Source organism: Mesonia sp. HuA40 (assembly GCF_008017835.1).
Classification (GTDB): Bacteria; Bacteroidota; Bacteroidia; order Flavobacteriales; family Flavobacteriaceae; genus Mesonia.
Window position 1 is genome coordinate 50027 of the sequence record NZ_VRLT01000026.1, and the last position, 24988, is coordinate 75014.

At 34.7% G+C, this 24988-nt stretch carries 22 protein-coding genes; 14 read left to right on the plus strand and 8 right to left on the minus strand.

The window, feature by feature from the left end:
* Positions 1-393 precede the first annotated feature (393 nt).
* The 5 genes from FT993_RS04435 to FT993_RS04455 all read left to right on the plus strand — a co-directional run bounded on the left by FT993_RS04435 (position 394) and on the right by FT993_RS04455 (position 5680).
* The gene (locus FT993_RS04435; protein WP_147861338.1) at positions 394-1059 is read left to right on the plus strand and encodes a hemolysin III family protein; all 666 of its coding nucleotides are present in this window, start codon (positions 394-396) and stop codon (positions 1057-1059) included.
* Positions 1060-1110: 51 nt separating this feature from the next.
* Positions 1111-2580 carry a T9SS type A sorting domain-containing protein gene (locus tag FT993_RS04440; RefSeq protein ID WP_147861339.1) on the plus strand — a complete coding sequence of 490 codons (1470 nt, stop codon included), beginning with the start codon at positions 1111-1113 and terminating at the stop codon, positions 2578-2580.
* 121 nt (positions 2581-2701) lie between these two features.
* Positions 2702-3523 (plus strand): universal stress protein, encoded by an 822-nt coding sequence (locus FT993_RS04445; RefSeq protein WP_147861340.1) that lies wholly within the window; start codon positions 2702-2704, stop codon positions 3521-3523.
* 11 nt (positions 3524-3534) lie between these two features.
* Complete coding sequence (locus tag FT993_RS04450) at positions 3535-4749, plus strand: NAD(P)/FAD-dependent oxidoreductase (protein WP_147861341.1); 1215 nt, start codon at positions 3535-3537, stop codon at positions 4747-4749.
* Positions 4739-5680, plus strand: a complete 942-nt coding sequence (locus FT993_RS04455) for a bile acid:sodium symporter family protein (RefSeq protein WP_147861342.1) — start codon at positions 4739-4741, stop codon at positions 5678-5680. Before FT993_RS04450 ends, FT993_RS04455 begins: the two co-directional genes overlap by 11 nt.
* A 5-nt stretch (positions 5681-5685) precedes the next feature.
* On the opposite strand, the gene FT993_RS04460 is transcribed toward FT993_RS04455, so the two are convergent.
* A complete protein-coding gene (locus FT993_RS04460; protein ID WP_147861343.1) occupies positions 5686-6159 on the minus strand; it encodes a TspO/MBR family protein in 474 nt (157 codons plus the stop codon).
* A gap of 91 nt (positions 6160-6250) precedes the next feature.
* Here FT993_RS04460 and mvaD point away from each other — a divergent pair, with 91 nt between their 5' ends.
* From mvaD to FT993_RS04475, 3 genes are read left to right on the plus strand one after another with little or no spacing between them, the layout of a single operon-like run.
* A complete protein-coding gene (mvaD, locus tag FT993_RS04465) occupies positions 6251-7333 on the plus strand; it encodes a diphosphomevalonate decarboxylase (RefSeq protein ID WP_147861344.1) in 1083 nt (360 codons plus the stop codon).
* A gap of 20 nt (positions 7334-7353) precedes the next feature.
* Positions 7354-8289: a mevalonate kinase gene (locus tag FT993_RS04470; RefSeq protein ID WP_147861345.1), complete on the plus strand. Its 936-nt coding sequence runs from the start codon at positions 7354-7356 to the stop codon at positions 8287-8289.
* A gap of 3 nt (positions 8290-8292) precedes the next feature.
* Positions 8293-9201 (plus strand): geranylgeranylglycerol-phosphate geranylgeranyltransferase, encoded by a 909-nt coding sequence (locus FT993_RS04475; RefSeq protein ID WP_147861346.1) that lies wholly within the window; start codon positions 8293-8295, stop codon positions 9199-9201.
* A 106-nt stretch (positions 9202-9307) separates the two neighbouring features.
* Here FT993_RS04475 and rodA read toward each other — a convergent pair whose 3' ends face one another.
* The 5 genes from rodA to purH form a co-directional block, all read right to left on the minus strand.
* Positions 9308-10555, minus strand: coding sequence for a rod shape-determining protein RodA (gene rodA / locus FT993_RS04480; RefSeq protein WP_147861347.1), 1248 nt, complete (start codon positions 10553-10555; stop codon positions 9308-9310).
* Between the two features lies 1 nt (position 10556).
* Entirely contained in the window at positions 10557-12419 is a 1863-nt protein-coding gene (gene mrdA / locus FT993_RS04485; RefSeq protein ID WP_147861348.1) for a penicillin-binding protein 2, read from the minus strand.
* A 496-nt stretch (positions 12420-12915) separates the two neighbouring features.
* Positions 12916-13725: a rod shape-determining protein MreC gene (gene mreC / locus FT993_RS04490; protein ID WP_147861349.1), complete on the minus strand. Its 810-nt coding sequence runs from the start codon at positions 13723-13725 to the stop codon at positions 12916-12918.
* Between the two features lie 17 nt (positions 13726-13742).
* Positions 13743-14771 carry a rod shape-determining protein gene (locus FT993_RS04495; protein WP_147861350.1) on the minus strand — a complete coding sequence of 343 codons (1029 nt, stop codon included), beginning with the start codon at positions 14769-14771 and terminating at the stop codon, positions 13743-13745.
* Positions 14772-14817: 46 nt separating this feature from the next.
* On the minus strand, positions 14818-16344 hold the full coding sequence (purH, locus tag FT993_RS04500) for a bifunctional phosphoribosylaminoimidazolecarboxamide formyltransferase/IMP cyclohydrolase (protein WP_147861351.1): 1527 nt from the start codon (positions 16342-16344) through the stop codon (positions 14818-14820).
* A gap of 197 nt (positions 16345-16541) precedes the next feature.
* On the opposite strand from purH, the gene FT993_RS04505 reads away from it, so the two are divergent.
* The 4 genes from FT993_RS04505 to FT993_RS04520 all read left to right on the plus strand — a co-directional run bounded on the left by FT993_RS04505 (position 16542) and on the right by FT993_RS04520 (position 20691).
* On the plus strand, positions 16542-17798 hold the full coding sequence (locus FT993_RS04505; RefSeq protein ID WP_147861352.1) for an ABC transporter permease: 1257 nt from the start codon (positions 16542-16544) through the stop codon (positions 17796-17798).
* Between the two features lie 79 nt (positions 17799-17877).
* Complete coding sequence (locus FT993_RS04510; RefSeq protein ID WP_147861353.1) at positions 17878-18342, plus strand: hypothetical protein; 465 nt, start codon at positions 17878-17880, stop codon at positions 18340-18342.
* The gene (locus tag FT993_RS04515) at positions 18278-20071 is read left to right on the plus strand and encodes a sensor histidine kinase (RefSeq protein ID WP_147861354.1); all 1794 of its coding nucleotides are present in this window, start codon (positions 18278-18280) and stop codon (positions 20069-20071) included. Before FT993_RS04510 ends, FT993_RS04515 begins: the two co-directional genes overlap by 65 nt.
* Positions 20068-20691, plus strand: coding sequence for a response regulator transcription factor (locus FT993_RS04520; protein WP_147861355.1), 624 nt, complete (start codon positions 20068-20070; stop codon positions 20689-20691). Before FT993_RS04515 ends, FT993_RS04520 begins: the two co-directional genes overlap by 4 nt.
* A 47-nt stretch (positions 20692-20738) precedes the next feature.
* Here the strand turns inward: FT993_RS04520 and FT993_RS04525 are convergent, their stop codons facing one another.
* Positions 20739-22787, minus strand: a complete 2049-nt coding sequence (locus tag FT993_RS04525; RefSeq protein WP_147861356.1) for a dihydrofolate reductase — start codon at positions 22785-22787, stop codon at positions 20739-20741.
* Between the two features lie 84 nt (positions 22788-22871).
* On the opposite strand from FT993_RS04525, the gene FT993_RS04530 reads away from it, so the two are divergent.
* Positions 22872-23957 carry a GyrI-like domain-containing protein gene (locus FT993_RS04530; RefSeq protein ID WP_147861357.1) on the plus strand — a complete coding sequence of 362 codons (1086 nt, stop codon included), beginning with the start codon at positions 22872-22874 and terminating at the stop codon, positions 23955-23957.
* On the plus strand, positions 23958-24326 hold the full coding sequence (gene crcB / locus FT993_RS04535; RefSeq protein WP_147861358.1) for a fluoride efflux transporter CrcB: 369 nt from the start codon (positions 23958-23960) through the stop codon (positions 24324-24326).
* Here crcB and FT993_RS04540 read toward each other — a convergent pair.
* Positions 24320-24943: a DUF1684 domain-containing protein gene (locus FT993_RS04540; RefSeq protein WP_147861359.1), complete on the minus strand. Its 624-nt coding sequence runs from the start codon at positions 24941-24943 to the stop codon at positions 24320-24322. The genes crcB and FT993_RS04540 overlap by 7 nt on opposite strands.
* Positions 24944-24988: the final 45 nt, after the last annotated feature.

The following is a 24988-nucleotide window of genomic DNA, read 5'->3' on the forward strand; positions in this document are numbered from 1 at the left end:
TACGGTGAAAAAATTCAAAAGTCGTAATTTTTATTTTAATTGGCGTAGAGCCTAAGCAAAATTAATAAGTTTTTATATGCTATAAATCATCACAATCATTGTAAAAAATTTTTAACTGTAAAAACATTCACAGATAAGTCAATTTCTTGGTTACAGCCAAGACTAGACCACTAGCTTCCGCTAAAAGCGAAATAAAAATTCTTTTACTGGTATTTATAGGAAAAATTTAAAACCTAAGGCGAATCTATCTTAAAGGGCTAAAATATTTAATACTAGTACTCTCTCATAAACGCTAATTTATCTTAATTTTAGCTCAATCATAAAAAGAAACAAAAGCAACCTAGTTAGTAATTTAAGGCTATACTGTAACTCATAAAGACTTACCTTTATCTCATGAAAACATCTTCTAGAAAAATATTTCATCACCCATCATATTACAACAAGAAAGAAGAAAAACTCAATGTTGTTTCCCACGGTTTGGGGTTAATTTTAAGTTTAATAGGGTTATGCTTTTTACTGCATAAAAGCACTCAAATAAATCAATTTGATACATGGGTAGCCTATACTATTTATGGTTTTAGTCTCATTTTACTTTATGCCGCATCTACAGCCTACCATTATACCAAAGATCGTAAAATAAGGTACCGACTAAATATTTTGGATCACGCCGCGATTTTTGTTTTAATTGCTGGCACCTACACTCCCTTCACTCTATTGGCGCTACCCGAGAGTACGGGCCATTCAATTTTATATCTTGTTTGGGGTATTGCGCTTTTGGGGGTAATACTAAAGTTGTTTTTTACTGGTAGATTTAATATTGTGTCTACCTTGCTATATGTAGGTATGGGTTGGATTATATTGCTCGTTTTCGAGCCTTTGAGCGCAGCTCTAAGTCAAGAAGGACTATTTTGGTTGTTTGCTGGTGGTGCCGTTTATACCATGGGAGCTGTTCTTTATAGTATTCCCAAATTACCGTATCATCATGCTATTTTCCACATCTTTGTGTTGTTGGGATCTTTGTTTCATTTTTTATGCATTTATAATTATCTACCCATTTAAGCCCATTTTTTTTATTTACCCATCAAAGTTTTTAACTTTGTTTAAAAAACCATGAAACAACTTTCCTTTTTTTTCTTTGCATTTTTATTTAGCCTAAATATACAGGCTCAATTTACGACCCCAGGTAGTGGTATAAATTACTCACTATCAGATCTAGTCACGGCTAGCCCAAGCACTATTAGTTTTAATGGCACAAGATACACTCTATCACAACCGCTAACCATTTCGGCTAATGACACTTTACAAATTAGTACCGCAGATTCACTTATGGTTGCCCCAGGTATACGCATTACGGTATCCGGCAGCTTTTTTACTGATTCTGCATCAGATCCTGTTGTGATTTCGGCAGAAAACCCTCAAAATCATTTTGATGGTCTTCGCTTCGAACAAGGAGCCGAGGTAGCCATTAACAACACTAAAATCACCTATGGTGGTGGACTGCGTGTGCTTACAGAAGATTTTGCTATAACCAACAGCTATATTGCGCATCATATTTCGGGGGCGGCAACAGGGGCGGCTATTTCTCTATCTAGAGGAGCTCCTGTTATAGCAAACAATACCATTACCTTAAACGATTTACCTGCTGTTGCCTCTGGTGCCAATCAAAATGTTCCTGCGAGTATTTTAAACAACTGGATAGAAAAAAACAGCCAAAGCAATCAAAATAGACCTCAAATAAATATGGGACCTACAGGAGGCACCCAAGACACTCTAAAAATAATTGAGAATACTATTATAGGCGACCGTAGTTTGGACAAAGTTGGCGGTATTGCCATCTCTAATTTTGTAAATCAAGAGATTAGAGCGATTATAGATAATAATACCGTAGAAGACAACCGTTACGGAATCACCATTGCAGGACCAAATGCTTTCGCTTATATAAGAGAAAACAATATCAATAATAACGATAGTCAAAATTTACCAAATTCTGGCGGTAGCGGTATATCTTTAAATAGCAACACCAATACTCAAAACATAATTGCACGCAAAAATACAATTACAGGAAATCTATGGGGAATTACCCTTTTGGGAAATGCTAGTATTAATTTAGGAACCAATCAAGATTTGGGTGAAAACAGTTTTGATAACAATGGAAATAACGGTACTATCTACGCCTTGTATAACAATACTTCAAACAACATAAATGCAATTGGAAATTGCTGGATTAGTTCTAACCCAAACGCCACCAATACACAGGTAGAAGATGTTATAGTACACCAAACAGACGATCCTAATTTAGGTTTGGTTAACTTTAGCCTTTTCGGATGTAATTTGAGTACACCAAATACCGAAGCTTTAAATATTGTAGTATATCCCAACCCAACAGATGGCCAGATTAATTTTAAAAACGATCTTAATTTTAATAAATTAGAGGTATACAATCTAATGGGGAAGAAAATTAAAAGTTTTAAGCTCTCGCAAAGCGAGAACAATATTCATCTAGGCTTATCAGAAGGCTTATATTTGATAAAATTTATAGGTATACAGCAGCAATACACAAAGAAATTAATGATAAACTAATAATATCAAAATCAACGAAAGCCTTGGAAATCTAATCCAAGGCTTTTTAGCTTAAATAAAGATCAATTGCCTATGTGTTATCGCTAAATATGCGTAATTTTATGGTTTAAAATTCTAGTGCATGCAATCTATTTTATTGTTAACCGATTTTTCTGACAATGCCTATAATGCTTTAAAATATGCCGTAAGCTTACTTGGAAAAAGCAATTGTAAATTTCATCTATTAACCATTGATAAACCTTCCTCATATATTACCGGAGAGCTATTGGCAGCAAACCCAGAGGATAGTATTTATAGACGCGTCATAACCGAAAACAAGACCAAATTAAATAACCTAGCTGAGAAACTTCAAAAAGAAATTAACGGGTTTAACGGTAATTTTCAATGCCATGTTCTTTTTGACGGATTTATTTCGGCTATTGAAACATGTATTGACAAATACAAAATAGACACCGTAGTTCTAGGAACAAACGGCGCTAGTAATTTAGAAGAGACTTTATTTGGTAGCAATGCGCTTAAGGTAATTCGGCAAGTGAAAGTAACCTCTTTAATAATCCCTCAGCATTTTGAGTACAAAAAAATGAACAGTATTCTGTTTAGTGAACATCAAAATGACGACTTGAGCAAAAAAGATTTAAACGATTTGGCTTTTATCTTTAGAGAATTTCAGCCGCAGCTTCATGTGTTAGAAATCAATCAAAATAACAGCAATACCAAACACAACGCACTAGAAAAAACAAGCTTACAATTTGTAGACTATAAAATCCATCGGTTAAGCGGTATCCCTGCCCCTTATGCTATTCAGGCTTTTTGTCAGCTTTTCAAGGTAGACTTGCACGCTCTATTTGTCAAGGAAGAAAGCTTTATAGACCGTTTCATACAAAAGTCTACAACCACTGAAATCAGTTACCAAACCACTGTACCTCTACTTATTTTAAGATAAGCGTTTAACCTATGCATCACGATATAATAATTTTAGGAGGTGGCGCATCTGGTGTCTTCACAGCCATTCAAATCGCCGAAATGAATAGCCAGCTTAGGCCTTTGATTATCGAACGCTCCAAAACATTATTAAACAAGGTTAAGATTTCGGGTGGAGGGCGATGCAATGTAACCCATGCAGAATTTATACCTCAAGATTTAACCAAAAACTACCCTAGAGGTGAACGTGAATTACTGGGCCCTTTTCATCAATTTATGACCGGAGATATGATGGCTTGGTTAGAACAAAATCAAGTGGCTTTAAAAATAGAAGAAGATGGGCGTGTTTTTCCTACCAGCGATGACTCCCAAAGCATTATTGATTGTTTTTTAAATGCACTAAACCGTTACAAAATTCCTGTGCAAACCCAAGAAGCTGCAACCCAGATAAGATATGAAAATAATTTATGGCAAGTAAGGACCTCCCGTAACACGTACACCTGTAAAAAAATAGTGGTGGCAACGGGCAGCAGTTCGAAAATATGGGAGCTACTCAGCCAATTAAATATAGCAATAGTTTCGCCCGTACCCTCTTTGTTCACATTTAATGTAAAAGATAATCGAATTCTTAATTTAGCCGGCTTAAGCACACAAGCACACATTAAATTAAGAGATTTTCCGCTTGACGCCTATGGCCCCTTATTAATCACGCACTGGGGATTAAGTGGTCCTGCCGTTTTAAAGTTATCGGCCTGGGGTGCGCGTCACCTTCACGAGAAAAACTATCAATTTGTAATTGAAGTGAACTGGCTAGAAAACAGCACTACCTCTTCTTGCTTAGAATTATTATTAGGCAAAAAGCAAGTTTTAGGAAAGCAAAAAGTTCATACTCATAGCGTGGTCGATATCCCCAAAAGACTTTGGCAGTCTTTGGTAGCTTATTGTCAAATTGATAAAGAGTGTTCTTGGGCAGAAATCACCAAAAAAGAACTTAACAAGCTTGCCGAATGTCTTACCGCAAGCCAATTTAATATACAAGGAAAAAGTACTTTTAAAGATGAGTTTGTTACCGCCGGTGGAGTGGAATTAAAAACGATAAATTTTAAAAGCATGGAAAGCAAAACTCACAAAAACATGTATTTCACTGGCGAGGTATTAAACATAGACGCCATTACGGGTGGTTTCAATTTTCAAAACGCCTGGACTACAGCATATATTGCGGCCAAACATATTGCTCATGAAATTTAATTGGTTTGTTATTGCCTTGTTAACAGCTATGGGTTTAAGCTTTATTTATCCTGACCCATCTAAAAGCATGTGGCTAGAGGGTGTCATCAATTACGGTATTGGTTTTATTTTTTTCTTTTACGGATTAAAATTACCTATTGAAGCATTAAAAGAAGGCTTAAAAAACACTCGTTTACACCTGTTAATACAAAGTTTTACATTTCTGGTGTTTCCTTTATTAATACTTATTTTTTATCCCCTTCTGGAAGAAACAGATTTTGAAATTTATTGGTTTGGATTTTTCTTTTTGGCATGCTTGCCTTCTACGGTTTCATCTAGTGTGGTCATGGTATCATTGGCACGAGGCAATGTTCCTGCAGCCATCTTTAATGCCAGTATTTCGGGGATTATTGGTGTATTTGTCACTCCCTTATGGCTAAAGTTATTTTTAGCTAACACAGCGCAAGCCGTATCATTTAATGAAGTAATCATAAAATTGATTGGCCAGATTTTACTTCCGCTTTGCATAGGTTTTTTAATTCAGCAATCCGTAAAGAAAAAAATAACTCCTTTTATACATTATTTACCTTTATTTGACAAGACCATTATTGCTCTTTTAGTTTACCAAAGTTTTGCCAATTCCTATTTGGCCGGTGTTTTTGAGAAAGTAGCTATTCTAGAATTAATAGTTATAATACTCGTAGTTTTACTTCTTTTTTTTATTATCTATTTTAGTCTAGGAATACTCGGCAGAAGTTTAAATTTTAATACAAAAGATCAAATAACAGCTCGTTTCTGCGGCTCAAAAAAGTCACTTGTTCATGGCTCGGCAATGGCAAAAATCATTTTCTCTAGCAGTCCCTTCTTAGGCTTATGGTTACTTCCGCTCATGATATATCATATAGCCCAATTAATTATTGTAGCCTATTTAGCTGATAAACAAGTAACTTAAATAGCTTAATTTAAGCGCCAAATTTCAAAATTGAGCATTGCTGCACAGCCAACCCAAGCGATGTACGGAATTAAAAGATAAGCTGCCAGCGGACTCGCAATCTTAAACCATTTAAATGTAAATAAAAGCACAACAAAAAGAGCTAAGATTATCATCAAGGCAAAAAACGGACTTTGCAATCCAAAAAAAACAATAGACCAGGCAGTATTAAGTAAAAGTTGAAATCCAAAATGATAAATCGCTGTTTTGACCCAAATATGATGCAAGCCTCGATTTAATACCAAACCCATTGCCACACCCATTAAAACATAAAGTAACATCCATACAGGAGCAAACAACCAAGCTGGAGGAGTAAAAGTTGGTTTTATTAAATCAAAATACCACGAATCTATAGAAGTTTGCGTGACAATTGAGGCAATGAGTCCTACTAGTAGACATACCATAACCGATAAAGAGATATACCGAATTTTTGAAAACATAGTGCTCATTTTGATTTTAAATTTAGAAATTAATTTTTAATAAGCATAATATCGGCATACTTAGATTAGTATATTTGTAAAAAAAAGAAAAATGGTTGAAGAAGAATTTTGCTGTCCTACCTTAAATATACCCGAAAACGGAGTTCATTCTTGGCAAGCACCTAGCAATATTGCCTTGATAAAATATTGGGGAAAGTATGGTTTGCAAATGCCTAAAAATACCTCTTTAAGTTTTACACTATCTGCTTGCCAAACGCAAACAAAAGTGATTTACACCAAACAGAAACAAGCAGATAAGTTTAGTTTCAAGGTATTTTTAGAGGGAGAACACGCCCCTGGTTTTGAACCAAAAATAGCCAACTTTTTTGATAGAATTGAAGCTTATCTTCCTTTTTTAAAGAATTATCATTTTGATATTTATACGCAGAACACATTTCCTCATAGTAGTGGAATTGCCTCTTCGGCTAGCGGTTTAGCTGCATTAGCCTGCTGCTTACTAAGTATTGAAAAAGAGCACAACCCAGAGTTAACAGAAAAAAAATTTGCAAAAAAAGCCTCTTTCATAGCTAGACTGGGTTCTGGAAGTGCTGCTCGCAGCATTACTGGTCCATTAATGCTATGGGGAGAACACCAAGGAACTAAGAAATCTAGTCAGTTATTTGCGATTCCTTACGAAGAGCCTATAGCTGCTGTATTTAAAGACTTTCAAGACACCATTTTATTGGTAGATCGTGGAAAAAAGGAGGTGAGCAGCACTTTAGGTCATAATTTGATGCTAAATCATCCATATGCCGAGAATCGGTTTCAACAAGCTCAACACCAATTAAGCCAATTAAAAATAGTTTTAAAAGAAGGTGATTTAAAGAGTTTTACAAAAATAGTAGAAATGGAAGCGCTTGCATTGCATGCGATGATGATGATGAGCGATCCTTATTTTATCTTGATGAAACCCAATACTCTTGAAATAATTCATCGTATCTGGGCTTATAGAGAGGCCAATGATAGTGCAGTTTGTTTTACACTAGATGCCGGGGCAAATGTTCATTTACTTTACCCTAAAAAAGAAAAGGAGAAAATTTTAGACTTTGTTAAGAACCAGTTAGTTGCATTTTGCGAAAAAGGACAGTATATTTGTGACGAAGTAGGTCTGGGCGCTTCTGAAATTAAAAGTTAATAGACCGAAAACATATATATATGAAAGGACCCTTATTCTACTCTAAAATTTTACTCTTTGGCGAGTACGGCATCATTAAAGACTCTAAAGGTCTTTCTATACCGTACAATTTTTACAAAGGTGCGCTTAAAAAAGAAGAAACCCTATCTTTAAGTCAACAAGCCTCAAATAAAAATTTAAGAAGATTTGCTTCTTATCTGGCAGAGATGCAAGAAGGAAATGATTTAGTGCGATTTGACTTATCTAAATTTGAGCAAGATTTAGATGAGGGCATGTATTTTGATAGCAGCATACCACAGGGCTATGGCGTGGGGAGCAGTGGAGCGCTCGTAGCGGCAATTTATGACCAATATGCGCTAAAAAAAATAACTGTTTTAGAAAACCTAAATCGCGAAAAATTGCAATGTTTGAAAGCTATTTTTTCACAAATGGAGTCTTTCTTTCACGGTAAATCATCTGGATTAGACCCTTTAAATAGTTACCTCAGCCTCCCTATTCTTATCAATTCTCAAGATCACGTAGAAGCTGCAGGCATCCCGTCTCAATCTACCAATGGCAAAGGGGCGGTGTTCTTATTAGATAGCGGTATTGTAGGTGAAACAGCACCTATGGTTCATATTTTTATGGAAAATATGAAGCAAGAAGGGTTTAGAAAAATGCTAAAAGAAAAATTTGTAAAACATACAGACGCTTGCGTAGATGACTTTTTGAAGGGAGATGTGAAATCCTTGTTCAAAAACGTAAAACAGCTTTCTCATGTAGTTTTAGATAACTTTAAGCCAATGATACCTAAACAGTTTCATGAATTATGGAAAAAAGGAATTGATACTGGAAATTATTACCTAAAACTATGTGGTTCTGGAGGTGGAGGATACATTCTAGGTTTCACTGAAGATTTTGAGAAAGCGCAAAAAGAACTAAAAGATTATAAGCTAGAAGTGGTTTATAACTTTTAAACCATGAGTACCCCCGCTAGAAAGAAACGGTTTTTAAAGTGGGTAAGCTTGTTTTCTGTTGTACGAGGCTATAATATTCTATTATTAGCTCTAGCTCAATATTTTGCTAGCATATATATACTTGCCCCACATATTCCAACACGCAAGGTGCTCTTTGATCCTAATCTATTTATACTGGTGCTAGGCTCGAGTTTAGCTATAGCCTCTGGATATATTATTAACAATTTCTACGATAGTGAAAAAGATCTTATCAATAGGCCTAATAAAACCTTTTTAGATAATTATATCAGCCAACAAACTAAACTAAGCGTATATTTTGTTCTAAACTTCATTTCTGTAGTCTGTGTGAGCTATGTTTCATTTTCTTTGGTTCTTTTTTTCTCTGGGTATATTTTCTTTTTGTGGTTTTATTCTCACAAACTTAAAAAGTATCCGTTTATCGGAAATTTAACCGCCTCTATATTGGCTGTAATTCCCTTTTTTGTCGTTTTTGTTTATTACAAAAACTTTGACTTGGTTATTTTTATTCACGCAACCTTTTTGTTTTTAATTATTTCTATAAGAGAAATGGTCAAAGATTTAGAAAATCTAAAAGGCGATTTCACCCAAAAATACCATACTATTCCAGTGGTTTATGGAATAAAATTTTCAAAATTTCTAATTAGTTTCTTAGTAGGATTAACCCTTATTCCCATCCTCTTCTTATTTTTTTATGATTTCAACATTGGGTATATGGATTACTATTTTATCTTGAGCTTTGTACTTTTACTACTTACGCTACTGTTTTTATGGAAATCTACCACACGATACCAATATATCTTAATTCATAATTTATTGAAGTTTATTCTAGTGGCAGGTGTTTTTTCTATTTTACTGATTGATGTAGACTTATTACTCAATAAATTATTTTGATATTTCCTTTACGGAAGAAACACATACGCCCTTTTTTAAACTTTTCAATTAAACCCGTCTTCAATTCAAATTAAAATCTTGGTCTCTAATCTTAAGTGAAAAATTATTAAATCTCTTGGCGTGCAGCGTCTAGACGAATGAAAATGAAAAGCAAAACCGTAAAGCCCCACAAAGAAGATCCGCCATAACTAAAAAAAGGTAACGGAATACCGACAGTAGGAAAAATACCGATAACCATCGCTACGTTGATAGCAAAATGTATAAATAGAATTCCGGCTACACTATAACCATATATTCGGCTAAATTGATTTTTCTGTCTTTCAGCCAAAACGATTAACCGAATTATTAAAATTACAAATAAGAGGGTTAGAGTTGCACTGCCTACAAACCCCCATTCTTCTCCTACGGTGCTAAAGATATAATCGGTATGTTGTTCTGGCACAAAGCCTCCTTTAGTTTGCGTACCTTTTGTCCACCCTTTGCCCCATAAGCCCCCACTACCTATGGCTATTTCACTTTGATCGGTATTATAACCAATTCCTTTGCTATCTACTTCTTTACCTAGCACAAGATTAAATCGGTCACGATGACGCTGCTCAAAAACGTTTTCGAAAATATAATTAACCGATAGTGAAAATAGTATCGCTAGGCCACCTAAAAATACATAGCGCGAAATATGTTTTCTTTTTTTCTTACGATTGAAAAATAAAATTAAAAGAGCAATCGCCAAAACACCCACACTCACCCATAAACTACCTACAGCTAGGGTAAAAACAAAAATAAAGAGTAAAGAAAAACCTAAGATTAAATAGAGCCCAGATAGCCCTTCTCGATACAACGGAAAGAAAAAAGCCAGATACACCAAGGCACTACCGGGGTCGGGTTGAGGTATTATAATTAACGCTGGTAAGATAATGATAAGAAATGCGCTTAATTGATTTTTAAAACTCTTTATATTGATTTGTATATCGCTAAGATATTTAGCCAGTGCTAGTGCCGTTGCTGCCTTGGCAAATTCACTGGGTTGCAAACTGAAACTTCCGAAACTATACCAAGAAGTTGCCCCCGAAATGGTTTTTCCAAAAATAAAAAGACCCAATAAAGAAAGAAGCGATACTAAATAAATAATGCTTGAAAAACGATAGTAAAATTTAGCTTCTAGCGAGAGCATGATTACAATTAAAACCAAAGATAAACCAATCCACAAAGCTTGTTTACCGTAAATTTGGTTCATGTCAAAAAAGCCAGTTGCTGCATCGTTCAAACTAGCCGAATAAATATTAACCCACCCAAATAAAACCAAAATGAGATATAAAAAAATTGTGAACCAATCGGGTAAAAAGCTTTTGCCCATTTTACTGATTTATTTTAAATTCTTCACCCGAATAGGGTTTTAAATACTCTTCTTCTAAGCTATGACTCAAAATCCACTGCTCCATATCCTTTCGTGTTATTTTGCCTTTGAGGTATTTTTCAATCATCAAACTAGCAATTCTTCCCGCATAACGTGAGCCCCAGTAGCCGTTTTCAACTATTACGGCAATGGCGATTTTAGGATCATCTTTTGGTGCAAAAGCCACAAATAAAGAGTGGTCTGTAAGCTGAGTCCTTTTTCCGTCAATACGTGTAAAATTTTCAGCAGTCCCGGTCTTTCCGCAAATTTCAATATTGGGTATTTGCAAATATTTAGCCGTTCCTGAAGTATAAACTTGATGCATCCCTTCAACTATAGGCTCAAAATGTTCTTTACTTATACTTGTCTTTTTCTTTTGCGTAAATTTCTCATCTTTTATTGGCTCACCATCAATGGCTTTTAAAATATGCGGTGTGTAGTAATACCCGCGGTTGGCAATTGCCGCAGTAAAATTTGCCATTTGAATAGGTGTAGCCAATATTTCTCCCTGACCTATAGCATTTGACAAGGTATAAGTAGCCGCCCAACGTGTGTTAGGGTACCACTTGTCATAATAATCTCCGTCTGGTATTCTTCCAGGCTGCCCTACTGGTAAATCATTTCCTAAATAATTTCCTAACCCAAAACTGCTTAAATGATTGTACCATACATCCATACCTTTGTGAGCGGTGGGGTATTTCTCTATAATTCTTTTGTAGGTCTTAGCAAAATAAGCATTGCAAGAATTGGCCAGAGCTGGGGTTAAGGCAAGCGGACTGGCATGGGCATGACAACCCATTTTTGCGTTTCTTCCGTAACGAAAGCCATGTGAGCAAGATTCTTTGGTATTTATATCGGTTACCCCTTCTTCTAAGGCAACCAACCCTGTTAGGGCCTTAAATGGAGATCCAGGCGGATACATAGCTTGCAAGCCTCTATTTAGCAGTGGCTTATTGATACTATCATAATACAATTTTGTATAATTCCCAGATCGTTTACGCCCAACAAGCAAATCTGGATCATAGAACGGAGCTGTAACAACACTAAGCAACTCTCCCGATTTTGGCTCAATAGCAACAATTCCCCCGTGTTTATTTTGCATTAATTTTTCACCATAAGCTTGAAGCTCTTGATCAAGGGTAAGCGTAATATCTTTTCCTTTTACCGATAGGGTATCATAAATACCATTTTTATAGGGCCCTATTTCCCGGTTAAACCGATCTTTTTGAACGTAGTTTACACCTTTAACACCTCGTAATAGCGATTCATATTGTTTTTCAACGCCAGACCTACCAGTTAAATCGCCTAACTTATAATAAGAACTTTCTTTAACCTCTGATTGAGTTACCTCTGAAATATAACCTAAAACGCTCGCTGAATGATTTACCTTGTAATCTCTCAAAGATCTCTTTTGAATATAAAACCCCTTGTATTTCCTCATTTTCTCTTTTAACAAAGCAAACTCGTCTTGAGTTAACTGAGGAATAATTACCGATCGTAATCTCGGGGAATAAATACGAGCTTTATCAAGCCGTTCAATCAATTTTTCTTTGGTTATATTTAAAAGACTTGCTAATTCTATGGTGTCAAATTCCTTTATTTCTCTAGGTATCGCCATCACATCATAAGAAGGCTGATTGGCTACCAAAAGGTTACCGTCACGATCAAAAATATATCCACGTTGAGGATAGTCATACTTAATGCTTACCGCATTATTTCGTGATAGCGCCTCATAAGAGCGATCAATTACCTGTAAATACAACAGCCTAATCAAAAAGATCAAGCCCGTTAAACTTACTAAGACAATTGGAAAAAATTTTCTCACGTTTTTTTTGATTTAAATATAAGGGTAATCAGTATAATAAAAAGAAAGGTTAAGACACTTGAATAGATCGTTTTTTCTAATATATCGAGCATCCTTTCAAAATTAAAATATTCTAAGAGGTATAAAACAAAATGATGCGTTAAAATTACTAACCCAATGTAAGACAATCTTTGGGAAACAGGAGTCTGGTTAAATTTCAATGTATTTAACTCATAACTAATACCAAATGCAAACCGTAATAAAATTGGACGTATGTAGGCTACAAATACACAGGCCGCAGCATGCATCCCACCAGTATCATCGAAAAAATCTAAGCTTAATCCCAGTATAAATGAAAGTAGCATTACCCGTGCATGACTTAAACCAAAGGGTAATAATATTATGAAAATGACATATACCTGAGGATTAACAAATTCAAAGAGATTAATTTTATTAAAAATAAATATCTGAAATAAAACCAACAGTATAAATCGAGTGCTATGTTTTAAGATTGTATTCATTCTAAATTTTGTAAATCTCCTTTTTGCTTATTATTAATGAAATAAACATAGTTTAAATTAGTCATATCATTAAACAATTGGACATTTATGGTGTAATAATTCTTACCTGGTTCAAGTTCAAAACTCACCACCTTGCCCACTGGTAAATTTGGCGGGAAAATTAAAGAACGACCTTCTGTTGTTATTGTATCTCCTTTTTTCACATCGGCTAGACGAGGTATGTCTTCTACTTGGATAATTTGCGGATTTTCACCATTCCAAGTTAGGGTCCCAAAGTGATTAGATTTTTTCAGTTTGACATTTACTGCAATTTGCGAGTTTAATATCGAAATAACTCGACTATGGTTTTGGGCAGTTTGTTCTACAATACCTACAATACCTTTTTGTGTAATTACCCCTAGATCTACTTGAATACTATCCTTTTCACCCTTATTGACCAACAAGTAATTATCTAAATGATTGTAACGGTTTGCCACTACTCGACCAGAACTCAATTCATAAACCGAATCGGAAATATTAAGTTGCACTGATCCTCTTTCTTTCAAAATCGTCTGTGCCTCTAAAAGCTGTTTTCTAAGGTCTAAATTTTCCTCGACTAATAGTTTATTATCCTTTTTTAATCTAAAATATTGATCTACACCGCTCAATGCGTTATAAATTCCTCCTGTAAGCCAATTTGCAGACGAAACAATCTTACTTTTATGATAAGAATGTGACTCTATGGTAAATATCAAGGAAATACAAAATAACAACAAGAATAGCAGGGTATTCTTATAAGATATAAGAAAATTAATTATTTGCTGCATTACATCTTTATGCTATTTTATTTAATTAAAATACCTTTGAATTTGTTTATATTTTTAAGTGTAATTCCTGTACCACGCACCACTGCACGCAAGGGATCTTCTGCGATATATACAGGAAGATCTGTTTTTAAAGAAAGCCTCTTATCTAATCCTCGTAGCATAGAGCCTCCTCCTGCAAGGTAAACACCTGTATTGTAAATATCTGCAGCCAATTCGGGCGGAGTCTGCGATAAGGTCTCCATTACCGCATCTTCTATTCTTAATATTGATTTATCTAATGCCTTAGCAATTTCTCTATAAGTTATATTTACTTGCTTTGGTTTTCCTGTTAACAAGTCTCTACCTTGAACATTCATTTCTTCTGGAGGCGCTTCGATATCCTCGGTTGCTGCTCCAATTTGAATTTTTATTTTCTCGGCAGTGCGCTCTCCTACATACAAGTTATGCTGGGTACGCATATAGTAAACAATATCGTTAGTAAAAACATCTCCCGCAACTTTAACAGACCTATCGCAAACAATACCGCCTAATGCGATAACTGCGATTTCTGTGGTACCTCCTCCTATATCTACAATCATATTCCCTTTTGGCTGCATGATGTCTACGCCTATCCCTATAGCTGCGGCCATAGGCTCGTGAATAAGGTAAACCTCTTTACCGTTAACTCGCTCTGCGCTTTCTTTTACAGCTCGCATCTCAACCTCGGTAATACCAGAGGGTATACAAATTACCATGCGCAATGCAGGGGTGAAAATTTTCTTTTTTAAAGCAGGTATTTCTTTTATGAACATAGTAAGCATTTGCTCACTTGCATCAAAATCGGCAATAACACCATCTTTTAAGGGCCTTATGGTTTTTATATTTTCGTGGGTTTTACCTTGCATCATCGCAGCCTCTTTACCCGCTGCAATTATTTTTTTAGAGGTTCTATCTCTAGCAACAATAGAGGGGCTATCTACCACCACTTTATCGTTATGAATAACCAAAGTATTTGCCGTACCTAAGTCAATTGCAATTTCTTCAGTAAGAAAATCAAAAAATCCCATAATTTAGTTCTCTGCGCTTTAAAAAATCGGTCAACCGATTATAAAATTAGTGTTTAAAATGACGTGTACCTGTCATAACCATGGAAACTTCATTTTTATTGCAATAATCTATACTTAAATCATCTTTTATTGAGCCTCCTGGTTGAATTACTGCCTTAATTCCTGCCAAGTTAGCAATTTCAACGCAATCTGGAAAAGGAAAAAACGCATCACTCGCCATTACCGCCCCTTTTAAATCGAAATTAAAAGATTCTGCTTTAGCTATAGCTTGTTTTAAGGCATCTACTCGGCTCGTTTGGCCAGTACCGCTAGCACAAAGTTGTTTGTTTTTGGCTAAAACAATGGTGTTTGATTTGGTATGTTTGCAAATTTTTGAAGCAAAAAGCAAGTCTTCCAACTCTGTTGAATTGGGCTTTTGGATGGTTACCTCTCTTAAATCTTTAGCTGAATCTGTCTTAAAGTCTTGATCTTGTACCAAAACCCCATTTAAACAAGTACGAACAGTACGTTTTGGTAAAGCTGTATCTTTTTGTTCTAAAAGTATACGGTTCTTCTTACCTTTTAAAATTGAAAGAGCCTCATTTGTATAGCTAGGTGCGATAACCACTTCACAAAATAATTGATGAATTTCTTTTGCCGTTTCTTCATCTATGGTTTGATTACTTATTAAAATACCTCCAAAAGCAGAAACGGGATCGCCTGCTAAAGCATCTAGATAAGCTTGTTTTAAGGTCTCTCGTTGGGCTACCCCACAGGCATTATTATGCTTTAAAATGGCAAAAGTAGGTGCATCACCTCTAAATTCTTTCATTAAATTTACCGCTGCATCTACATCTAGCAAATTATTATATGATAACTCTTTACCGTGCAATTTATTAAACATTGCATCAAAATCACCATAAAAGAAACCTTTTTGATGCGGGTTTTCCCCGTAACGTAAAACTGAACCTTGAGTGTAACTTTGTTTAAAAGATGTTTCTTCTTCATTAAAGTAATTAAAAATCGCCGTGTCATAATGTGAAGAAACATTAAAAGATTTTGCCGCAAATAACTTTCTATCTTTCAACGAAGTTTTACCGTGGTTATCATTAAGAACAGCTAATAATTGTTCATAATCTTCTCTAGAAGAGACACACAAAACGTCTTTAAAGTTTTTGGCTGCGGCACGAATTAAAGAAATTCCTCCAATATCGATTTTTTCGACTATATCTTGTTCACTAGCTCCAGAAGCTACAGTTTTTTCAAAAGGATATAAATCTACAATTACCAAATCAATTTGTGGTATTTGGTAAGTTTCCATTTGCTCTTGATCCTGTAGGTTTTCCTGTCTATTTAAGATACCCCCAAATACCTTAGGATGCAAAGTCTTTACTCTACCGCCTAGGATTGAAGGATAATCTGTAATATCCTCAACCGCAATCACATCTATCCCTTTTTCTTTTATAAATTTTTCTGTACCTCCAGTAGAGTAGATTTTAACACCTAAGGCATCTAACTTTTCTACAATTGGTCCTAATCCTTCTTTATGGAATACAGAAATTAAAGCTGATTTGATTGTTTTTAAATCGTTCATGTTGTGTTGTTGTTTAAAAGCGCAAAAATAGTATTTCTCTTAGTAAAATATGCAGTTGTTTTAAAAATAAAAGAACATTATTTAATAAAAATCGCCAGTTCTATAAAAACATCGATTCTAAATTTGAAAATTTAAATCATCTTGTAACAAATACCAACGCATAACGTCTTATATTTAAGCTTAATTAAATTGTTTATATGCTGATTTATCTAAGGATTATAAAAGAAAGTTTCAACTTTGCGATTAACGCCTTAACCAATAATAAACTAAGAACCTTTTTATCACTCCTGGGGGTAACCATTGGTATATTTTCTATCATAGCTGTTTTAGCTGCAGTAGATTCACTTGAGAAAGAGGTAAAAGGAAGTTTAAGCACCTTAGATAGTAGTACCATCATACTCACCCGATTTTCTTTTGGCCCAACCGAAATACCCCAATGGAAAAGACAACAATTTCCTGATGTAAGTTATCAGGAATACCAGTATTTAAAGAGGAATTTACCTGAGACCAAAGCGGTTACCTATACAATTAACGTACCCTCAAAACCCATAAGCTTTGGGGGTAAACAAGCGCAAAGCGTTCAAATTTCACCATTAGGTAGCGAGTATTACGACATTGAAAACTTAAGCCTAATTTCTGGCCGGTTTTTCAATGAATCTGAAGCCGTTAGTGGAAGCCCGGTATTGGTAATGGGATACGAAATTGCCGAAAATTTATTTTCTAATCCAGAAAGTGCCCTCAATAAAGAAGTGAGGCTTTACGGAAGAAAATTTACTGTCATTGGTATTTTAGAAAAAGAAGGAACAAGCATGTTTGGCCCTTCAAAAGATGGTAGTGTTTTTATTCCAGTAAATGTTGCACGCCGCATTTATGGAGATAATAATCGAGGTACATTCCCACAAATTATTATCAAACCAGAAGAAGACGTTGACAATGAAGCCTACTTGGCCATGTTAACTCAAAAAATGAGACTCTACAGAGGATTAAAACCAGAAGAAACCGATAACTTCTTCATAAATCAACTTAAAGGATTTACCGACTTTATTGATAATATAACGGGTCAATTAAATTTAATAGGTTTGGTAATTAGCGGGTTTTCTTTGCTCGTGGGCGGATTTGGTATTGCCAATATAATGTTTGTTTCTGTAAAAGAACGAACAAATCTTATTGGTATACAAAAATCATTGGGAGCTAAAAATAAATTCATCTTGCTTCAGTTTCTTTTCGAAGCCGTTATCTTAGCGATTATTGGAGGATTGGTTGGTTTGGTTTTTGTTTACCTCACTACCCTTATTGCCTCAGCTGCAACAGACGATTTTACGTTTATATTATCTGCGTATAATGCTATTTTAGGCATAAGCATTTCTGGCGCTATTGGCCTTATTGCAGGAATCATCCCTGCACTATCGGCATCAAAATTAGATCCGGTAGAAGCTATACGCACTGGTATGTAATGGATTAATGATATCAAATTAGGCTTTTTTATGTTAAATTATATATATTTACATAAACTAACCCAATCTAAAAATATCAATGAATACATTATCATCTCCAATTGTTAGCCAATTAAAAAACTTTCAATTAACCAATGAAAGCCATCTCAAACAATTAGCGCTGCACTTAAGTATCAACATTCCGAATCATTCTTTTTACAATTTTGCACTTTACAACTTGAGTAATCAGACTTGTTCCACTTTAGTTGTAATGCTTAGCGATGGCACCACTAATCGGTACAAAGATAAACCTGTAGAAACCCAAATAAGCCTTGACATCGATTTAAGTTTATTGAATTTTACTTCTATCATAAACCAACAGTTACAAATTATTTCTTATCATCAACTTCCAGGAGAAGTTGAACCGTCATCGATGCTCTACAATTTAAAAGAATTGCTCCTTGAACACCAAATGAACACCTATCAAATTTTATGTGAAGATGAAGCAAATCAACATCTACAATATCCTATCGAAGCCTGCGGCGGTATCATTTCAAATGCTTAAAGCATTTCTAATCTTGCAGTTTATATTTGTATCTGCGTTAAGTTTAGCCCAGGAACAACCGAAGGAAGCATTTGATTCTATCGCCTATTATCAAGAGGAACTTCACAAGGAAGATAACCCAAAATCTCGCGCAGATAACTTGGTAAAATTGGCTCAAAATTACAATTTAAATGATAGGCATGACAAAGCCTCACCTTTACTTTTTGAAGCATTAGAAATCTATAAATCGCTAAACTTAGAAAAAGAATTAGCTTATTGTAACTATGAGATTTTTAACACAGGTAACGCCAAGAATAGTGAACAATCGAGACGACACTTACAAGCTTTTTATGAATATGCCCAATCAAAAAACGACATAAAAGCGCTGGTTCAATCTCATTTGGGTTTTGGTGTATCTTACCTCTCAAGTAATACTTATCCTAAAGCAAAAGAAAATTATCAAAAAGCCATAGCGCTAGCAAGTCAAATAGGCGATAGCTTATCGCTTGTTCGGGCACGTGGTAATTTAGGTTTAATACATTCTGGGTATGAAAATTTACAAGACTCTGCCCGTATTAAATACCAAAAAAATATTGATTATTTACAAAGTACCACTGAACCTGAATTATTGGTAAACAACTTAATTAACTATGCCAATAGTTATGAGAAAGAAAAAAAGTTTAAACTGGCCTTGAACTATATAAATCAAGCAAAAGAAGTACCTATTAGCACTAATGTAGATTTATACCATAAGGTAATAAACGCAAAGCTTGCCCGCTGTCATTATGAATTGGGAGACTACAAAACGGCTTTAGATTACATGTATAAATCTGAACAGTTGCGTCGAAAAATAAACTATGAAAAGCAGAAAATAGCTATTGCAGATTTACAAGAAAAATATGAGGCCGAAAAGAAAGAAAAAGAAAATATAGTCTTAAAACATGATATTGAAAGAAAGAAAAAGGTACAGCAGCTCTTATGGGCCGGTATAATTTCAGCTTTATTGATAGGATCTTTAATTGTTTTTTTAATATTGAAAAATGCACGAAAGAAACGAGAACTGATCCGTAAAGAGGAACAATTAAAACAAAAACAAATTGAAAAAGAACTCAAAGATCAAGAGTTAAACAGTATAGATACATTAATTGAAGGTCAAGAGAAAGAGCGGCAGCGATTGGCTGAGAATCTACACGATAATTTAGGTGCTACTCTTGCTGCCCTAAAAATTAATTTAATGCAATTGCAAAAACCTGATGCCAATTTTAAGCAACAAGCCTTACAAAATGGGCTGGAATTGATAAATGATGCTTATGAAAAAGTACGAGGAATGGCCCATGAAAAAAGTACTGGGGTGATTGCTAAAAAAGGATTATTACCCGCGATTAAAAAGCTTGCCAACCAATTTTCTACCCAAGATCTAGCAATTTCTGTAGAAGATTTTGGTTTAGATAATCGTTTAGATAATAGTTTAGAAATAAGAATTTACAGAATTATTCAAGAATTACTCACCAACATCATTAAGCACGCTAAAGCCACACAAGCTACCATATCGCTAACCAATCACGACTCATGTCTCAATATTATTGTTGAGGATAACGGCATTGGCCTACCCAAAAATTTTAAATTTTCTAACCAAACAGGAATTGGCTTAGGAAGTATTGAGAAAAGAGTGGAAAACCTGATGGGAACCATTGAAATTGATTCTAACCCTCAGCGGGGTACAAGCATAATTATAAACATACCCTTATGATAAAGATAAGTATTGCAGAAGACCACCAATCGCTAATAGACGGCATAGATTTATTGCTGAAATATGAAGAAGACTACAAAATAATTCATACTGCTAATAACGGAAAAGATTTGCTGGAGCAAATTAAAAAGAAACAACCCGATGTAGTTTTAACCGATATTCGCATGCCCATTTTAGACGGAATAAGCCTCACCCAAACCATTACTCAGCTGTTTCCCAAAATTAAAATAATTGCTTTTACCATGTTTGACCAATTGGAAGCCATTGAACAAATGCGCCAAGCCGGTGCACATGGATATATCTTAAAAAGTTCTGGTCTCAATGATCTTAAAATAGCGATTGATACTGTCTTAAAGGGTGAGAATTATTATGATAAAGCCATAGATATAAAAACTCTTGGTCAAAATATTAGCAACAAAAAAACTATTTTAAGTAAATCTGAACGTGAGATATTGCAACTCATAGGAAAAGGGCTTACCAGCAATGAAATAGCAGAAGAACGCTATTGCTCTGTTTCAACGGTAGAGACCCATAGAAAAAACATGATTAAAAAGCTAGGTTTACAAGGAAAAGGAGAATTGCTGCGCTATGCAATCGAAAAAAAATATGACTTCAATTAAAAAGCCCCCTGAGATTACGGGGGGCTTAATTCAATTACCTTCTATTTTTAATTTTCTAAGGGTAAGAAGTTATAGTTTTTGCTGTAATTGAGCATTTGATGCATAAAAGATTCAGGTTGCTCTACGGTTATTTTTATTATTTCACCGTCTTCATTCATTTCTGGTATTAAAATAGGGTTTACAAAACCGCTATAAGGTTTAGCATTGAATTTAGAATTTCTTTCGATCACTTCTTTATGCAATTCTTGATCTACTTTAACCCCATAATTCTCTACAAGTGCCTTAACTGCTTTAAAATCACCTTCTGACTTAATTCTTTGCGTTTCTTTAAGTAACTCTCCAAATAATTCGCGTAGTTTTTGATAATCATTTATTACAAAATAAGTCTTACCTTCTTTGTTGATTTTTTCAATTATATTATCTTCTTTTCCTTTTTCATACACCCAAGCGCTCACCCATTGTCTATTTCTCATATGAGCCTCCTCAATATCTTTACCAAGTTCAATTCTAGTTAATTGGGTCATTAATCCATTTCTAATATAATCATTATAAGCAGCTTTTCCTAGCTTCTCACTATCATCGGTTAAACCGAGTTCTTGCAATTTAGGGTTCATTAAATAATATAAACCAACCAAATCTGCTCTTCCTTCTTCTAAGGTCGATGCATATTCTTTTAAAGTTTCTTTGGTTTCTCCAACGCCAGGATTAAGTTTACCCGAAGCGTGTCCAACCACTTCGTGCAAAGCAGTATGTAATTTATCTGCCAATTCACCATATTGTTCAGATAATTTAATTTCTTCTTCAGTATAAGCAAACTCCTTTAACTTATCAGTGCCTCCAGCATTGTTGTAAGCATTTATGATATTACCCAACGAAACCGATTTACTACCATGCTCTTGTCTAATCCAATTGGCATTAGGTAAGTTTACACCGATGGGCGTGCTGGGCGATGCGTCACCTGCTTCACCAGCTACAATAACGGTTTTGTAAGTAACTCCTTTTACATTTTCTTTTTTATGCTCCTTAGCAATTGGCGCATTGTCTTCGAACCACTGCACATTATCTTCTAATACAGCCATTTTTTTTGACATATCGAAGTCTTTAATCTGTACGATATTTTCGAAAGACCCTCGATAACCTTTAGGATCATTGTACACCTCTATAAATCCGTTGATGTAGTCAATATTTCCCTCGGTAGCTTCAACCCAAGCCACATTATAATCATCCCAAACCTGTAATTTTCCAGTGGTGTAGTACTCTATTAAAAGTTCCAAAGCATCTGCTTGCGCTTTATTTTCAGCAACAGTTTTTGCTTTTTCTAGCCATTCAATTACTTTAACGATTGACTCATGGTACATACCATCAACCTTATACGTTCTTTCAATTAATTCCCCATTTTCCTTCACCAGCTTAGAGTTTAATCCAAAAGAAAGGGGCTTTTCTGGATTAGGTGATGTTTTTTTTGCGTAAAAATCATCCACCTCAGCTGCCGTCACCTCTACTCCATAAAAATTAGTTGCTGATCCTTTTAGCAAACCTTTTGAAGCATCTAAGTTTACTTTTTTGGCATCCTTGTCATTAAAAATTACCTCGAACACCTCATCTTCAAGATTATAATTTGTTTCAGTTAAAAGGGTTTTCAAATAAGATTTCTCAAATTCTGGCTTTATTTTATCGTTAGAATAATGGTGATGTATACCGTTTGAAAACCATACGCGTTTTACATAGGTCATAAAATTATCCCAAGAGGCTGTATTTTTATCACCGTTGTAATTATTCACAACGTGCTCTAAGGCTTTTCTTATTTTTAAATTGTGCCTGTAATTTTGATCCCAAATAATATCTCTTCCCGCAAGGCCAGCTTGGGTTAAGTAATAAACTAATTTTTGTTCTTTTAAACTTAGGTTTTCCCATCCAGGTATTTGGTAACGCAATATTTTAATATCGGCAAATTCTTCAACTACATAATCAAAGTCCTGCTTTTGATCTATTTCGGCCGTCGAAACTTCTTGTTTTTCTAATTTGGCACTTTCTTGCTTACAAGCCAATACACTAAGTGCTGCTGCAAAAAACAAGGGAATAAATTTTAATTTCATCTTAATTAATTTTATTTTTAAACTGTTTAAAACTTTCGTGGACTAAAATAAGTATATTCGTTTTACCATGCTCAAGACTTTTGTATGAAAATATTTAAATATATCTTTTTATTAATTTTAGTAATTATTATTGGTACCACACTATATGTTGCTACACTAGACGGAAACTTTAAATACACACTTACTCAAGAAACTGAAGCTCCCCGCTCAATGGCTTTCAAACAGATATATAATTTTAAGAACTGGGAAAATTTTGTGATTGACTCTAGCGGCTCAACTATCGCTATAAATGCGAATAAAAAAATTCAAAAAGTTGATTCTATCGCCCAATTTGACAGCTTTAGTGAAATTTCTGGCAAATTAATCACAGTTGAAAGTGTGCCTTTCTCAAAAATCAAACAAAAAATGAATTTGAGTCAAGGGAGGAATAAGGCAGAAATCTATCTAGACTGGACAATACAAGAATCTGAATCTAGCACGCAATTACAACTTTCACTTTCTGGTAAAAGGAATTTTTTAGCTAAATTTTATAGTTTATGGGAATCACCAAGCCTAGACAAAATTATAGCCGAAAATTTTAATTTAAGTTTAAAAAACCTAAATAAATATTTGATGCGTGAAATGGAGAAAACAAGCGTCTCTATTGATGGCACTACCCAATTTAGTGGTGGTTACTATTTATACGCTTCTACGGCTACAAAAAATAATTCTGACTTGATTGTTGAAAAAAGTCAAAAAATAATAAAGCAAGTTGAAGCTTATATGCAACGTAATAAATTAAAGGCTTCGGGTTCTAGTATCACGGTGTTTAATAATATAGATACCCTTAATCAATCGGTAATAATTTCTGCAGGCATCCCTATTTCTTCAAGGGTAATTACGCTTGAAGCGGATGATGTGCTTACAGGTTTTATACCCAAAAGAAAAGTTTTAAAATTAACCTTACAAGGAAATTATAAAAACTTAACACAAGCTTGGGAAAAAGCTTTTGCTTATGCACAGCAAGAATTTTTAATTGTTGATAAACAAGCGGAGCGCTTTATGATTTACGTGGTTTCTTCTAATGAAGAAGAAAATCCAGCCAATTGGGTAACCGAATTGTATTTGCCGTTGGAAGAAGCTGAAAGCGGAACAACTACAGAGGAGCTTCAATTAAATGAATACAACTAAATGAAACCCTTTTTATTGGTATTTTTAGGAGGTGGCTTGGGAAGTGCTTTGCGCTATTTTGTACAGCGCCTTTTCAATACTAGCACATGGCCTTTTGGCACCCTATTAGTAAATATACTGGGCTGTCTTATTATCGGCTTTGTAGCCGGTTGGCTACTAAAAACCGAAAAGTTTTCTACCGCTTTAAGTCTTTTGGTAATTTCTGGCTTTTGCGGTGGATTTACTACCTTTTCAAGCTTTGGGCTAGAAGGTTTTAAAATGTTGCAAGCTCAAGCCTATTGGCAGTTCATAGGTTACACTTTAATAAGTGTATGTTTAGGTTATTTGGCTGTTGGCATTGGCTTGTATTTAATGCGAGTTTCTTATTGATCTTTGTTATACATTTTTACTCCTGCCAAAACCGAAAACTCTAAATGATTTTCTGCCGGCGGAATAGGGCAGGAATACTTTTTATTATATACGCAATAAGGATTATAGGCCTTATTAAAATCTAATTGCAAGCTTGACTGGTTAGAGCTGCTCATCCAGATATCTAAATACCTACCACCGGCGTAGGTCTCTTTTCCGTTAGATAAATCCGTAAAGGGAATGAAAAAATAATTTTTATACTCAGGATCTGATTTTAAGCGTTGGTTCTGATAAACATTTAATTTATAAGGCACTTTTTCATAAGTAAAATGCAATTCGCCATACTTTGCATATAAGGGCAATCGATTAGTAGTGGTTTTCATAGCGAAAACCGAATCGTTTGCTGTACGAACAAATTTAGCTTTTACAATAAAAGTTGAATCAATTTCAAAAAACGATAATGATACAAAATCTGCTAAATCCTCTTGTGCCAGTGGAGAAGAATCTGGATTTTTAAACTTTTCGTTTAAGTCAGCTTGGAATTCTTTAGCACTAACTTGTTGTTGCGCCACGCCAACTGCACTTATAAAGCTAAAACAAATTAAAAAACAGTAAGATAAATTAAACTTTTTACTCATATTGTTACGGTTGTGATAAAATTAAACTGCCCTTTCTATAAGGGC